The sequence below is a fragment of the Aeromonas sp. 11P genome (assembly GCF_051920165.1).
Lineage (GTDB): Bacteria > Pseudomonadota > Gammaproteobacteria > Enterobacterales > Aeromonadaceae > Aeromonas > Aeromonas veronii.
Window position 1 is genome coordinate 2,772,501 of the sequence record NZ_JBQBDJ010000004.1, and the last position, 14,562, is coordinate 2,787,062.

The window sequence follows — 14,562 nt, forward strand, 5'->3', positions numbered from 1 at the left end:
CAAGCGCAGAGGTTTCGGTTTCGTGGAGATGCCCGCCGCCGATGCCGCCAAGGCGATAGCCGCTTTGAATGACAAAGAGTATCAGCAGCGAACCCTCAAGGTACGCGAAGCGAACGACAAGCGAGACAAAGAGGAGAAGGAGGGTGGTGAAGTCGAGGCTTGATCCCCCGTCAAAACCCCACCTCTTCCAGTGATGACAGCCCCCATGCTTGCAAGGGGGCTGTCAGTTTTTGGGCCTCCCCATCCAGCCGGGTACAGTAAGCCTTGGCAATCACCTCTTCTATATATACAGGCTGCAAGGCGGCATGCCCGCCATTACTCAGCAACCATGCCACCCGTTTGGCAACGGCACTGCCCGAGTCAATAAGCTGGCATTGCGGCATCAGTTGCCCAATCTCTTCATTAAGTAGCGGGAAGTGAGTACAACCGAGCACCAGCGTATCCGGCTTCTCTTCCCCCTCCAGCCAGTCGGCCAGCACTTCACGCAGCAGCGCAATATTGACCGGCAGGCCCGCCAGCTTGTGTTCAGCTTCTATAACCAGCTCGGTGGTGCCCTTGAGCAGCACCCGCTTGCCGGGGGCAAACTGGGCGATCAGTTCGTGGGTATAGTCGCGGCTGACGGTGCCCGGCGTGGCCAGCAGACCGATACAACCGTTGCGAGTCTGCGCGGCGGCGGGCTTGATGGCTGGCACCACCCCCACTACGGGAATATCCAGCGCCTCACGCAAGGCCGGCAGCGCTATGGTGCTGGCCGTGTTGCAGGCAATCACCACCAGATCGATATGATGACGGGCCACCATGGTGGTCACCAAGCGGGAGCAAGCAGCAATGAGGGCGGGCTCGCTCAATTCACCATAGGGGAAGTTGGCATTATCGAAGCAGTAGAAATAGTTGTGTGCCGGCAGAACGCGGCGGATCTCGCGGTAGATGGTCAGGCCACCCATACCGGAGTCGAACACGAGAATATTGGCCACTTGAGCTCCCCTTTGGTGCAAGGCGGCGATCATACTCCCGCCTGCCGCCAATAGAAAAGGCCCTGCCAATGGCAGGGCCCCTGATTTTTCCGCTTGGTCGGGTTCGGCTTAGAGTGAGTAATCCATTGTCACGTAGTAAGCGCGCTCATCGGCCGGATAGCCCACCGCGCTTTGATACTCCTTATCCAGCAGGTTGTTGATCTTGCCAGATACCTTGAGCGCCGGGGTGACCTTGTAGCCGACAGCCAGATTCCACACGCTGTAGCCACCCAGTTTGGTGGTGTTGGCCACATCGCCATAGCGCTCACCCTGATAGAGCCAGCTCAAGGAACCATCAAACTGCTGCCACTGCGCCTGAGTTACCCACTTGGCCCCTTTACGGGAGATCAACTGCAACTGTTTATCGGTCACCTTGTCTTTGGGATCCTTGTATTCAGCAGAGACCCGATGACTCAACCAGCCAGTGTCGAACTCCCCTTCCAGCTCGATCCCTTCAATGCGCGCCTTGCCAACGTTCTGTGGTGTCCACATACCCTGACTGTTGGGTGCCCACTGGATCATCTGTTCGAAGTCGTTGCGATAACCGGTGGCCCGCCACTCGACACCCGCAGTTTGACCATCCAGCATCAGCTCGCTGCTCTTCGACTCTTCCGGCTTCAGGTCGGGATTGCCAGAGCCCGGATAGTAGAGGTCATTAAAGGAGGGGGCGCGGAAACCGGTGCCATAGCGGGCGCTCAGGCGGTAATCCTCGACAAAACGCCAGCCTGCACCGGTTTGCCAGGTGTTGTGACGACCAAACTGCTCGTTGTCATCACTGCGGCCGCTCAGCTCGGCCTGCCAGGTCTGGTTGTCGAACTGGGCAAGGGCATAGAGGCCGGTGTTGTCGCGCTCTTTGGCGTCGGCCGGATATGTGGCGCCGGAGGAGCGGGAGCGATCATCCAGTCGATCACTCTGCCAATCGGCCCCGCCTCCCAGCGTCCAGCTATCGTTCAATTTCAAGCTGTTGACCCAGTTCAGGCTGTACTGGCGGGTGTAGGTCCGGTTATTGGCCTGATCGCGGCCACTGTTGTCCTGATAGTCGTAGGCATCCTGTTTGGAGAAGGCGCCACGCAGCTCACTCAGATAGCGATCATCGTGATAGCGCGACCCCAGCTGATAGCTCTGGTTTTCAGTCCAGGTTTCGTTGCGCTGATGGGTGGCTGGCCCCCAGGCGGAAGCAGCAGAAGATCGGTCGTACTGGGCCACATTGCGGAACCAGCGGGTTGTACCGAACAGATCCCAGTTGCTGCCGAGCGCCTGCTGGTAGTCCAGCATGGCGTTGTAGCCCTGATGCCCGTGACGGTCACCATCGTTGATGCCGGGCAAGGGATGTACGTTGTAACCCTCTTCATCATCAAAACCACCAGCCACCTTGAGCTGACCCGCCTCACCTACCTGGCTGGCACTACTGAAAGCGGCCTGTCGCTGTTGATGGGAACCAGCACCGATATTGAACTTGTGCTGATTTGTCCCCTTGTCGGGACGGGTAATGATGTTGATCACCCCACCGATGGCGTCGGAGCCGTAGATGGTGGCGCGCGGGCCACGAATGTATTCAATGCGCTCCACCTGATTGAGCGGCAGGTTATTCAGTTCGGTCATTCCGGCGGTCAAAGAGGCACTGCGCACCCCATCCACCAGCACCAGCGTCTGGGAGGAGGTGCCACCACGCACCCGCAGCGAGCTGAGCTGGCCTCGGCCACCATTGCTGACCACTTCCACACCGGGCAGGGTCTTGACCACATCGGTCACGGTCTGGGCTTGCAGGCGATCGATCTCGTCCCGGGTCACCACATTGACCGGGGCAAGCACGCTGGAGGCAGGTTGGGCGACGCGGGTAGCGGTCACCACCATGGTGGGATTGACGGGAATGGTCAGCTGCTGGGCAAACGCCGCCGTCGGCAACAGGGCAGCCGCCAGAAATTTCTTCGACATGAGAGATCCTTAAGTTCGCGTAAGTATCTACTTCGTGGCCGGTTTCTCTCGGCCCGAAATACGAACTCTGGCAGGTCTTCGGGCTCGGGGGCTGATAGCCTACGGCGACGGCTTCCCGCCTGACGGCAGTGCCCTGATGTCGCTTCGTTCCCCCTTACCGCTGCGCGCCAGCTCCGGATTTTCACCGGATTCCCTATTAAGCATGATGCGCCAAAGCGGGAGGATTATAGGCAGAGCAAAGCTGGATGTATAGCCATCCAGATTTCTATTTATTGCCAACCAGCGCCGCCAGCCGCTGCTGGGCCCCCTCCATCACCGCCTGTACCCCGGGATGAGAGAGATGGCGCCCTGCCGAGACCAGATAATAAGAGAGGGTAACGTCGGTGAGGGTCGCAATCCGCTCCACTCCGTAGAGGCGACCAATCTCGTCGGCCATCGCCAGCGGCGCCGGGAAGATCCCCATCCCCGCCTTGCCGAATGACTTCATCAGGGTGGAGTCATCAAACTGCCCCACCAGATGGGGATGAATGCCCTGCTGACGATACCACTCCAGCAGCCGATCGTGGGTGGCCGACTTCTCTCCGGGAATAAGCAACGGCAACCCCTCCAGCGAGGCGGGAAAGCCGTCCCGCGCCCGCGCCGCCAGCTCCGGGCTGGCAAACAGCGCCAGCGGGCTGCGCCCAAGCTCGTGGTTATAGCCACGCACGCCGCTGTCGGGAGGAAGCGGGCGATCGATCAGCACCATATCCAGCTTGTGACGGGCCAGTTCGCTGAACAGCTGCTCGGCTCGCTCCTCGTGACACACCAGCCGCAGCGGGGTCGCCAGCGCCATGGCGGGGGCCAGCAGCTCGAACGCCAGGGTACGGGGTACCGAATCGGCGATCCCTACCTGCATGGTCAGCTCCTGGCTGGCGTGGCGCAGGGTGTGCTCCAGCTCAGCGCCGAGCGAGAAAATGGCCCCCGCCTGCTCCTGCGCCTGCCGTCCGGCGGCGGTCAGCACCAGACGCCGCCCCACCCGGTTGAACAGCGCCACACCGAGGGACTGCTCCAGCTCGGCGACCTGACCGCTGATGGTCTGCGGCGTGAGATGCAGCTGTTCGGCGGCCTGCGTCACGCTGCCGCTGCGTGCCACATGCCAGAAGTAGTAGAGCTGTTTGTAGTTGAGCATGCCGTTCCCTATCAGTTTTTACCGAATAACCATCAGCGAGAATCTGATTTTATCGAAACATTGCGGGCTCTAGCATGCAAACATTATCTGAACTGCCCTGCGAACCATCATGCTGGACGTTGTTGTACTCTTCTTTCTGTTTGGTCTGCTGGCCGGTCTGGTGCGCTCCGAGCTCAAGCTGCCGCCCGCGCTCTACGACACCCTCTCTCTCTTTCTGCTGCTGGCCATCGGCCTCAAGGGCGGCGTCGGTCTGGCCCAGCAATCCCTGCAACCTCTGCTGCCGCAACTGGCACTGGTGATCCTGCTCGGCGTGGTGCAGACCCTGCTCGGCTTTGCCGTGCTGCGCCTCAAGATGAACCGGGTCGATGCCGCCGCCACCGCCGCCCACTATGGCTCGGTCAGCGTTGCCACCTTTGCGGTCGGGGTGAACTGGCTCACCGAGCGGGGCATCAGCTTTGAATCCCAGCTCTCCATCTTCTTGGCTGTGATGGAGATCCCGGCCATTCTGGTGGGCATAGTGCTGGCACGCGGCATCAGCCGCGAGACCCGCTGGCGCATGCTGGCCCACGAGACCTTCCTTGGCAAAGGGGTGACTCTGCTGTTGGGCGGCATGGTCATCGGCTATCTGGCCGGGCCGGACGGGATTGCCCCGCTCAAACCGCTGTTTGTCGACCTGTTCAAGGGGGCGCTGGCGCTGTTCTTGCTGGAGATGGGCCTCATCGTCGCCCGCCAGTGTCAGGATCTGCGCCGTCACGGCCTGTTCCTGCTCGGCTTCGCCCTGTTGATGCCGCTCGCCTCAGCGGGACTGGGATTGGCAGCTGGCCAGCTGATGGGCCTCTCTCTCGGCGGCCTGACCCTGCTGGCCACCCTGGCGGCCAGCGCCTCCTATATTGCCGTGCCGGCCACCATGCGCATCGCCGTGCCTCAGGCCAACCCGGGGCTCTCCCTCAGCGCCGTGCTGGGGGTCACCTTCCCGTTCAACATCATGCTGGGGATCCCGCTCTACCACAGCTGGGCCCGCCACTTCACGGAGTAGCCACATGCAGACCGAGACCCGCACCCTGCTGACCGTCATTACGGAAGCCAATCTGGAGCCGACCCTGCTGCGCACCCTCACCCGCGAGGGGCTGCGCGGCTACACCATCACAGATGCCCGCGGCCGGGGGGATCATGGCGAGCGCAACGCCAGCTGGAGCGAGAGCGGCAACATCCGGCTGGAGGCGATCTGCAGCCGGGAGCAGGCGGAGCGGCTGCTGGCCCACCTGCAGAGTCGCTACTACCCCGATTACGCCATGATCGCCTTTCTGCAACCGGTCGAAATCGTGCGACCCGAGAAATTCTGAGCCGGCTTGCCGGCTCTTTTTGTTTACCAAAAGCAAACGTTTAACAACAAGGATTCAGAAAAAATGAACACCCCTCCCCTGATCGGCCTGGTAATGGGCTCCGACTCCGACTGGCCAGTGCTGCAGGCCGCCGCCCGCATCCTCAAGGAGCACGGCGTGCCCTACGAGGCGCAGGTAGTCTCGGCCCATCGCACCCCTGATCTGCTGTTCGAGTATGCCGCCACTGCCCGCGAGCGCGGTCTGCGCGCCATCATCGCTGGGGCCGGTGGCGCCGCTCACCTGCCGGGAATGGTCGCTGCCAAGACCACATTGCCGGTGCTGGGGGTGCCCATTCCCTCGCGCCATCTCAAGGGAATGGACTCCCTGCTCTCCATCGTGCAGATGCCTAAAGGGGTGCCGGTCGCCACCTTCGCCATCGGCGAAGCGGGGGCTGCCAACGCCGCCCTGTTCGCGGTCTCCCTGCTCTCGGTCGCCCTGGATGACGACGCCCCCCGCTACCGGCAGCAGCTCGACGACTTCCGCACCCACGAGCGAGATCGGGTGCTGGCGCTACAACTGGAGGAGCCGACATGATCCTGCCCCCCGCCACCCTCGGCATGCTCGGCGGCGGTCAGCTTGGCCGCTACTTTGTGATGGCCGCCCACCGCCTCGGCTACAAGGTGGTGGTGCTGGATCCCGATCCGGCCAGCATCGCCGGTGCCGCCGCCGATCACCATATTGTCGCCCCCTATGACGACCCGACCGCCCTGCACGAGCTGGCCAGCCGCTGCGAGGCCATCAGCTGCGAGTTCGAGAACGTGCCCGCCGCCACCCTCGCGCTGCTCGAAAAACAAAAGCCGGTGCGCCCGGCCGCCAGCGCGGTGCGGGTCTGTCAGGATCGCCGCGAGGAGAAAGCCTTTCTGCGCGGTGCTGACATCCCGGTCGCCCCCTCTCTGGCGCTATTGCCGGAAGAGCCCATCCCCGCACAGGCCAGCGAACTCTTGCCCGCCATCCTCAAGACTGCCCGCGAAGGGTACGACGGCAAGGGGCAGTGGCAGGTGAGCAATCTGGATGAGCTGGCGACGGCACTGGCAGCCAGTGGCGTGCCCTGCGTGCTGGAAAAACGGCTGGCACTGGAGGGGGAATTTGCCCTGACCCTGGCCCGCAGCCCGAGTGGTGCCATCAGCTCCCTGCCGCTGGTGCAGAACTGGCACAGCGGCGGCATCCTCGATCAGACTCGCTCCCCGGCCAATGTGCCGGCGCTGGAGAGCGAAGCCAAAGGGATCGCCGAACACATCATCGCAGCCCTCAATTACGTGGGGGTACTGACGGTGGAGTTCTTTCTGGTGGAAGGCCGGCTGCTGGTCAACGAGCTGGCACCCCGCCCCCATAACTCGGGTCACCCGAGCCTCGATAACGCCGCATGCAGCCAGTTCGAGCTGCAGGTGCGCGCCCTGTGCGATCTGCCGCTGCCAGATCAGATCGCCGTGCATCCCGCCCTGTTAATCAACCTGCTGGGGGATCTCTGGCAAAACGGCCCCCCCGACTGGGCCACCCTGCTGGCGCTGCCCGGCCTGCATCTGCACCTCTACGGCAAGGGCGAACCCCGCCCCGGCCGCAAGATGGGCCACATCACGGTAACCGGTGACGACTGGCCAACGGTGAAGGAAACCTGCTGCAAGGCCCGCCAGCTGCTGGGGCTAGCGCCGCGCTAATCGAGCATCGGAAATGCAGAGACCCGGGCAGGGCCCGGGTCTCTGTTTTTGCTTGCTATGGCAGGGAGGCTTATCAGGCCCGCTCCACCGCTACCGGTGCCGGCAGGCGGATGGTGAGGGAGAGCACCAGCGCCACCACCAGCAACACCAGAATCAGGTGGAAGGTCGCCATAAAGCCGCCAAACAGGGAGGCCACGATGGAGCCGATGATGCTGCCCAGACCAAAGCCCAGATAGATGACGCCGTAGTTCTTGGTCAGGTTGTTAAGACCGAAGAAGTCGCTCACCAGCGAGGGGTAGACGGTGATGGTGCCGCCGAAGCTGAACGCCACACAGGCGACCGCCACAAAGAACAGGTTGGCATTGAGCGGCACGAACAGCAGCAGCGCCATGCCCGCCAGGGTAATCAGCTGAGCGATGGTGATGACCCGGATGCGGGACATCTTGTCGGAGAGGATGCCCAGCACCAGACGGCCACCCAGGTTGGCCATGGCGATGATGGCGACGGCGTTTGCGGCCACCACGGCTGGCAGACCCACCATCTTCTCGCCGATATCCTTGGCCACGCCGATAACGTAGAGGCCGCTCATGCAGGCGGTGAGGAACATCAGCGCCAGCATCCAGTACTGCGGCTTGCGCATCGCCTCGGCCAGAGTGAAGTCGCGGCTCTCGCTCTGCTGCACGGACGCGGCCTGCTTGGGCGCATCCTTCATCAGCATGCCGCCCACCAGCACCATGGACATGGCGATCAGCCCCCACAGCTGGAAGGTGGTCTCAAGGCCGGAGCTGGAGAGCAGCAGCAGGTTAATGTATTTGAAACCGAGACTGCCGAGACCATAGGCACCGATGGAGCAGGCGGAGATCAGCCCCTTGCGCTCCGGGAACCACTTCACGCAGTTGGAGAGGGTCATCAGGTAGCCGGTACCGTCGGCAAAACCAACCAGAATGCCCGCGCAGAGGTAGAGCATGGCCAGATTGCTGGCGTGAGCGGTGAGGAAGAAGCCGATGCCGAGCAGCACGCCAGCACCCAGCGTCACGTTACGCACCCCGAACCGCTCCTGCAGCTTGCCCGCCATGGAGGAGGCGACCGCCAGCGACAGGCTGAGCAGGCCGAAGGCGAAAGCGACCTGACTCACCGGCTCGTCCAGCTTGTCGGAGAGCTGGGCGTTGAACAGGCTCCAAGTGTAGACAGAACCCAGTGCGAACTGGGTGATGATGGTACCGATTAGTGTCAGGTACCGGGTGCGATTCATCTCTTTGGTCATGATGCGTCTCGGTCGATGGCCTTCAGGAAATTGAGGCCACTATAGGCAAGACGCAGCTCGCGCCGATCGATTAAGGCATGAAATGCAGATCGGCGGGAATGAATGACAATCAGAGCCGCATCAGCTGACGGAACGCCTTGATGTTGCTGCGACTGACCGGCACCTCGAACGGCAGATCATGGAGCCGGATGAGATAGGTGCTGTTAAACCAGGGGACTATTTCGCGGATCTTGTTGATGTTGACGCAGTAGGAGCGGTGGCAACGGAAGAACCCCTCGGCAGGCAGCCGGCTGACAAACTCGCTGATGGTCATGGTCATCACGTAGCGGTCATCACGGGTGTAGACATAAGTAAGCTTCTCGTCGGCTTCCGCGTAGTAGATCTGCTCGCAGGGGGTGACAATGATGCGCTCCCCCTTCACCAGATTGACGGTGCGATTGTGCGGGCTGCTCCCCTCACCGCTCGCCTCCCCCGTGGTGGCTGGTTGCGACTTGCCCGCATGCTCGAGCTTTTGCAGCAGGTTGATGATGCGGGGCTCGTTGTAGGGCTTGAGGATGTAGTCGAACGCCTCCAGCTCGAACGCTTCCACCGCAAACTCCTTGTAGGCGGTAACGAAGACAATGTGGGGCGGATGGCTCGACTTGTGCAGGTTCTTGGCCAGCAGCAGGCCATCGATGGAGGGGATCTGGATATCCAGAAACACCACATCCACCTCGTGATCCTGCAGGTATTTGAACGCCTCCAGCCCATCCTCGAAGCTCGCCACTATCTCGATCTGGCTGTGCTGATTCACCAGATAGATCAACTCCTCGCGAGCCAGATATTCGTCTTCCACTATGATCGCTTTCAACATGGCATTGCCCCCTGAAGAAGCACAGGAGAGGCAAGCTCCTCACGAATCAAACATTCGTCTTCCACAATGATCGCTTTCAGCATGACAACACCTCTCGCGGCACACACTTATCCTCAACCATGATGGCTCTCAGCATGGCATCGACTCCTGATCCGGCAGATAGAAACTCACCTCGGTACCCGGTTCCAGCCGCTTGAGGTGCAGGCCGTCGCCATAAAGCAGCTTGACCCGCTGATGCACGTTCATCAGGCCGATGCTGCGACTCTCCACCCGACCGGCGGCCACCCCGTCGATCACCGCCTGACTGATGCCGTAACCTGTGTCTCGTACCGAGATCCGGATGCCGCCCGCCAGCTGTTTTACCTCGATGGTGACCCGACCCGGCGCACTGCGGGGCTGGATGCCGTGCAGGATGGCGTTTTCCACCAGCGGCTGCAACAGCAGGCTCGGCACCTGAATGTGCACATCGTCCACCTCGAACACCACCTCCAGCTTGTCGCCGAAGCGGGCCTGCTCGATGGCCACGTAGTCGCGCACCTGCTGCAGCTCCTCCTGAATGTCGATGAGTTCATTCCCCTTGTTGAGGTTGTAGCGCAGGTAATCCGCCAGATTGGCGATCAGCTGGCGCGCCTGCTGGGGCCGGATGCGGATCAGCGACGAGATGGCGTTGAGGGCATTGAACAGGAAGTGCGGGTTGATCTTGCTCTGCAGTGCGGTGAACTCCGCCTTGCGAGTCATCTCCTTGAGTTGCTCGATGCGCGACACCTCCATCTGGGTGGAGATGAGCTGGGAGAGGCCCACCGCCATCTCCCGCAGGGAGCTGGTGATGCTGTGGGTGCGGCGGTAGTAGATCTTGAGAGTGCCGCTGACCGCGCCGTTTTCCCGCAGCGGAATAATGATGACCGAGTGAAAATCGGAGAGGTGATACTGGCGCAGATCGTTGTTGATGATGATCTGATCGAGCAGCACCGCCTGCTGGGTCATGCCGCTGATGGCGTGGTGCTCGTCCAGCTCGTAATAGTCCTTGCCCACCCCGACATAGGCCAGCACGTCATGGGTATCGGTAATGGCCACCGCATCGGCGCTGATGTCGCGCCGGATCACATCGCACACCTGACTGAGGGAGTGGCGATCGATGTTCTGGAAGAAGGGCAGCGTCTTGTTGGCGATATCGAGCGCCAGCTTGGCCTGCTTGGCGGCAATCAGCTCCTTTTCGTCATCCAGATCCTGCACCAGCTTGATGATGAGGCCGATGCAGAGCGCCCCGGCGATCATCGGATAGGCGATGTGGTTAACGATCTCCACCCCCACCTCATGGGGCTCGGTCAGCAGCCAGATCAGCAGCATGGTGAGCCCTTCGCACAGCATCCCCGCCAGAATGCCGTAGAGCCAGAGCCGTGACTTGCGGCAGCGCAGGTGCAGCCAGGTGGCGAGCAGGCCGGCGATGATGCTGGCGATAAGGCACGGGATGGAGGTGTGGCCATCCATGTCGATGAGGTAGCGGTGCAGGCCGGAGATAACCCCGGCCGGGATACCGACCCAGGGGCCGAACAGGATACCGCCGGAGATGATGGCGATGATCCGCACGTTGATCAGCGCCCCCTCCACCGGAATGCCGGTGTAGGTGCTGAACACCGCAAACAGACAGAAGATGGAGGCCACCAGCACCAGCTCCGCTGGGGTGTGATCCCGCTTCTGGAACAGCCGCTGGAACGGCCGGGTGCGGGTCAGGAAGAAGAGGGTCATCAGCATCAGCGCCGCCCGTTCGAACACCGCCAACAACATCATCTGATTCTCAAGCATTTGCGCCCCCTTGCAGCAACCCGACCGATCACCATAACCCTGACCAATAAATCGGGGCCGGATAAACCAGCCCCTGTGACATCAACAGTACTGCCCAGCCACCCAGCCGGAAGACCAGGCCCACTGGAAGTTGTAGCCACCGAGCCAGCCGGTCACATCCACCACTTCACCGATGAAGTAGAGGCCGGGCACCTTGCGCGCTTCCATGGTCTTGGAGGAGAGCTCGTTGGTATCGATGCCACCCAAAGTCACCTCAGCGGTGCGATACCCCTCGGTGCCGTTGGGCAGGATCTGCCAGTCCCCCAGCAAGTTGGCCACCGCTTCCAGTTCCCGCTCGTTGTATTGGCGCATCGGCTTGCTGACCAGCTGACCCAACTCTACCAGCTTGTCGACGAAGCGCTTTGGCAGCTCGCGCCCCAGCACGGTTTTCAGCTCCTGCGCGGGGTGCGCTTGCGCCCACTCGCGCAGGGCGGCCGGAATATCCAGCTCCGGCAGCAGGTTGATATGGATCTTCTCACCCGCATGCCAGTAGGAGGAGATCTGCAGGATGACGGGGCCGGAGAGGCCGCGATGGGTGAACAGCATCGCCTCCTTGAAGCGGGTGCCATCCTCGGCGGTCACCGCTACCGGCAGGCTGATGCCCGCCAGATCGGCGAACGCCTCTTTCTCCGCCTGATGGAGGGTAAAGGGCACCAGACCGGCGCGGGTCGGAATGACCTTGAGGCCAAACTGCTCCGCCAGCTTGAAGCCGTATGGGGTCGCCCCCAGCTTGGGCATGGAGAGTCCTCCGGTCGCCACCACCAGTGAGTGACAGCCGATCTCACCCTTGCTGGTCGTCAACACAAAGCCTTCGTCCTGCTTGCTGACGGTGAGGATCTCGGTCTGGAACTGCAGGGTCACCCCGGCCCAGTCGCACTCGGTGAGCAGCACATCGACGATATCTTTGGCACTCTCGAGACAGAACAGCTGCCCCAAAGTGCGCTCGTGATAGTTGACCCCGTGGCGGTCCACCAGATCGATAAAGTCCTGCTGGGTGTAGCGGGCCAGCGCCGACTTGCTGAAGTGGGGATTCTCCGAGAGGTAGGCGTGAGCACCCGCCTGATGGTTGGTGAAGTTGCAGCGACCACCGCCACTGATGAGGATCTTGCGGCCCGGCTTCTTGGCATTGTCGAGCACCAGCACGGAGCGGCCACGGTAGCCCGCCTGCGCCGCACACATCAATCCGGCCGCACCGGCCCCGATCACCACCACATCGACCTGCTTCATCATCACTCACTTATCAAAATAGAAACGGCACCTGGCCAGAACCGAGATTGCCTCTGGCGGAACAGAACCATAGTGGCTGCCCACCAGAATAAACAACGGCCCTTAAAAGGGCCGTTATTGTACTGGCTGAACACTAAGTGTCCACGACTATCAGGCGTTGCTGTCCATGATGCTGGCAGGGGCGCCCTTGGCCAGTTCGGCCAGCTCCTTGTCGATGAAGTAGAGGCCTTTGCCATCTTCACCCACCAGACCCAGACGGTCGACGATGCTCTTGAACAGCTTCTCCTCTTCATGCTGCTCGGCCACATACCACTGCAGGAAGTTGAAGGTGGAGTAGTCCTGGGTGGTGAAGGCTACGTGGGCCAGACCATTGATGCACTTGGTGATGTGATATTCGTGCTCCAGGGTGGTACGGAACACGTCGCCCAGCGACTTGAACTCGTGGGGAGGGGCATCGATTGCACCCAGCTTGGGCATGGCACCGGTCTCGCTCACATAGGTGAACAGACGCTCCATATGCTGGCGCTCCTCGACCGCATGTTGGCGCAGGAAGGTCGCCGCCCCTTCAAAGCCCTTGTCTTCGCACCAGGCGCTCATCTGCAGATAGAGATTGGAGGAGTAGAACTCCAGGTTAATCTGCTCGTTCAACTTCTCGATCATGGCTTGGGCCAGCATCTTGTTTCTCCTCAGTGATTTGGTATCGATTGTCGCCACACTCCCGCCGCGAATCAACCAGCCAACGAGAGGGAGATCCCGTTTCTTTCAGCTCAGGGGGTCAGCTCCCCAAGGGAGGCGACATCCACCGGTGCAGCATAATCGACGCCCGGCAGCTCGAAGCCATTGAGCTGCATGAAATCCTGCCGCAGCCCGGCAAAGTCCCCCAGCCCGTGGAAATTCTCCGGCGTCACCTTGGGCCAGAGCGCCGAGACGGCGGCCTGAATGGCCGGGTCGAGCTCGTGATCATCCATCCGGATCAGCCGGTTGCCATCGGCCACCACCCCATTGGGCCCATACATCTTGGCTGCAAACAGCCGCTGCATCTGCTCGATACAGCCTTCGTGCACACCGCGCTCCTTCATCACCCCCATCAGCAGTCCGAGATAAACCGGCAGCACCGGAATATAGGCGCTCGCCTTGGTCACCAGCGCCTTGCAAACCGACACCCAGGCGTGGCCACCGATCTCGGCCAGCTGCAGGTTGATGGTCTCGGCGGTGGCGTGCAGATGCTCCTTGGCATAACCGATGGTGCCATCCCGATAGAGGGGATAGGTGGATTCGGGGCCGATGTAGGAATAAGCGACGGTTTGCGCGCCGGGCGCGAGACAATCCGCCTCCTGCAACGCCTGCATCCAGAGCTGCCAATCCTCGCCCCCCATCACGGTGACGGTATCGCGGATCTCCTCCGGCGTGGCAGGCGCCAGCGACTGCTGCACCAGGGTATCGCGCTCCAGATCCAGCCCCCAGCCGCCGAATGGTTGACCGGTGGTCTTGAGCACCGAGCGCACTTGCGTGCCGTCGGGCAGCACCCGGATGCCGCTCGCCAGCGAATAGATCACCAGATCCACCTGCCCCAGCTGCTGACGGATGGTGTCGATGGCCTGCTGGCGCATGCCGTCGGAGAAGGCATCACCAATCAGATTGATGGCGATACGCCCCTCCTGCTCCGCCTCCTTGCGAAACCAGATGTTGTTGTACCAACCGGCACTGCCCAGCCCCTTGTCGGAGGGGCCCCGCTCGAAGGAGATACCGATAGTGTCGGCACCGGCACCAAAGGTAAGTGCAATGCGCGACGCCAGTCCAAACCCGGAGGAGGCACCCAGCACCAGCACCCGCTTGGGGCCGTTGAACGGGCCAGCGGCCTTGATCCGCTCGATCTGCTGCTGCACGGCGGCGCGACAGCCGATGGGGTGACAGTTGCGGGCAACACAACCTTGAATCTGGGGATGAATGATCATGGGAAGGCCTCCAAAGAAACTGGCTACAGCATAACCAAATCGAAAGAGATTAACTTGATGCCGGATCGCTATCAGTCAGAAAAGCCGCGGGAATTGAGGCAGAAAAACAAAAGGGAGCACGTGGCTCCCCAAAGCGGTATTCAGATGCTTTTTGTTGTTTTGTGTTCATTGCGAAGCACGGGCCCATCCTATGCCTCTCCCCTTTCATGGGCAAGCCAAAGGGTGTGACCGGCTTCAAACTCCTGTTTAATTTATAGGCAAATAGTGG

The 14,562-nt window shown here is 61.4% G+C and carries 14 protein-coding genes and 1 riboswitch (1 of these 15 cut by a window edge); of the genes, 5 read left to right on the forward strand and 9 right to left on the reverse strand.

Going from position 1 to position 14,562, the window contains the following annotated elements:
• On the forward strand, positions 1–163 hold the 3' end of the coding sequence (locus tag ACTG1P_RS12795; RefSeq protein WP_440001418.1) for an RNA recognition motif domain-containing protein. Its footprint begins 329 nt before the window's first position; 163 of the gene's 492 nt are visible here — the last part of the coding sequence; its start codon lies off the left edge, out of view; it ends in the stop codon at positions 161–163.
• 7 nt (positions 164–170) lie between these two features.
• Here the strand turns inward: ACTG1P_RS12795 and murI are convergent, their stop codons facing one another.
• From murI to nhaR, 3 genes are all read right to left on the reverse strand, one after another.
• A complete protein-coding gene (gene murI / locus ACTG1P_RS12800; RefSeq protein ID WP_440001419.1) occupies positions 171–974 on the reverse strand; it encodes a glutamate racemase in 804 nt (267 codons plus the stop codon).
• Between the two features lie 108 nt (positions 975–1,082).
• Complete coding sequence (locus ACTG1P_RS12805; RefSeq protein ID WP_440001420.1) at positions 1,083–2,948, reverse strand: TonB-dependent receptor domain-containing protein; 1,866 nt, start codon at positions 2,946–2,948, stop codon at positions 1,083–1,085.
• A 52-nt stretch (positions 2,949–3,000) separates the two neighbouring features.
• A riboswitch (cobalamin riboswitch) is annotated at positions 3,001–3,178 on the reverse strand.
• Between the two features lie 35 nt (positions 3,179–3,213).
• Positions 3,214–4,116: a transcriptional activator NhaR gene (gene nhaR, locus ACTG1P_RS12810; RefSeq protein WP_069529133.1), complete on the reverse strand. Its 903-nt coding sequence runs from the start codon at positions 4,114–4,116 to the stop codon at positions 3,214–3,216.
• A 109-nt stretch (positions 4,117–4,225) separates the two neighbouring features.
• Between nhaR and ACTG1P_RS12815 the strand changes: the two genes are divergently transcribed.
• The 4 genes from ACTG1P_RS12815 to ACTG1P_RS12830 all read left to right on the forward strand — a co-directional run bounded on the left by ACTG1P_RS12815 (position 4,226) and on the right by ACTG1P_RS12830 (position 7,153).
• Positions 4,226–5,152: a sodium-dependent bicarbonate transport family permease gene (locus tag ACTG1P_RS12815; protein ID WP_201996004.1), complete on the forward strand. Its 927-nt coding sequence runs from the start codon at positions 4,226–4,228 to the stop codon at positions 5,150–5,152.
• Between the two features lie 4 nt (positions 5,153–5,156).
• On the forward strand, positions 5,157–5,459 hold the full coding sequence (locus ACTG1P_RS12820) for a P-II family nitrogen regulator (protein WP_005321666.1): 303 nt from the start codon (positions 5,157–5,159) through the stop codon (positions 5,457–5,459).
• 63 nt (positions 5,460–5,522) lie between these two features.
• A complete protein-coding gene (gene purE, locus ACTG1P_RS12825) occupies positions 5,523–6,032 on the forward strand; it encodes a 5-(carboxyamino)imidazole ribonucleotide mutase (RefSeq protein ID WP_202004860.1) in 510 nt (169 codons plus the stop codon).
• Positions 6,029–7,153: a 5-(carboxyamino)imidazole ribonucleotide synthase gene (locus tag ACTG1P_RS12830; RefSeq protein WP_440001421.1), complete on the forward strand. Its 1,125-nt coding sequence runs from the start codon at positions 6,029–6,031 to the stop codon at positions 7,151–7,153. The genes purE and ACTG1P_RS12830 overlap by 4 nt, the downstream gene beginning before the upstream one ends.
• Before the next feature lie 73 nt (positions 7,154–7,226).
• On the opposite strand, the gene ACTG1P_RS12835 is transcribed toward ACTG1P_RS12830, so the two are convergent.
• The 6 genes from ACTG1P_RS12835 to fabV all read right to left on the reverse strand — a co-directional run bounded on the left by ACTG1P_RS12835 (position 7,227) and on the right by fabV (position 14,294).
• Positions 7,227–8,417 (reverse strand): L-lactate MFS transporter, encoded by a 1,191-nt coding sequence (locus ACTG1P_RS12835; RefSeq protein ID WP_040069602.1) that lies wholly within the window; start codon positions 8,415–8,417, stop codon positions 7,227–7,229.
• Positions 8,418–8,526: 109 nt separating this feature from the next.
• A complete protein-coding gene (locus ACTG1P_RS12840) occupies positions 8,527–9,270 on the reverse strand; it encodes a LytR/AlgR family response regulator transcription factor (protein ID WP_058052680.1) in 744 nt (247 codons plus the stop codon).
• A gap of 129 nt (positions 9,271–9,399) precedes the next feature.
• Positions 9,400–11,073 carry a LytS/YhcK type 5TM receptor domain-containing protein gene (locus ACTG1P_RS12845; RefSeq protein WP_440001422.1) on the reverse strand — a complete coding sequence of 558 codons (1,674 nt, stop codon included), beginning with the start codon at positions 11,071–11,073 and terminating at the stop codon, positions 9,400–9,402.
• 81 nt (positions 11,074–11,154) lie between these two features.
• Positions 11,155–12,339 carry an NAD(P)/FAD-dependent oxidoreductase gene (locus ACTG1P_RS12850; RefSeq protein WP_440001423.1) on the reverse strand — a complete coding sequence of 395 codons (1,185 nt, stop codon included), beginning with the start codon at positions 12,337–12,339 and terminating at the stop codon, positions 11,155–11,157.
• A 150-nt stretch (positions 12,340–12,489) separates the two neighbouring features.
• A complete protein-coding gene (gene ftnA / locus ACTG1P_RS12855) occupies positions 12,490–13,014 on the reverse strand; it encodes a non-heme ferritin (RefSeq protein WP_005339225.1) in 525 nt (174 codons plus the stop codon).
• 92 nt (positions 13,015–13,106) lie between these two features.
• Positions 13,107–14,294 (reverse strand): enoyl-ACP reductase FabV, encoded by a 1,188-nt coding sequence (gene fabV / locus ACTG1P_RS12860; protein WP_440001424.1) that lies wholly within the window; start codon positions 14,292–14,294, stop codon positions 13,107–13,109.
• Positions 14,295–14,562: the final 268 nt, after the last annotated feature.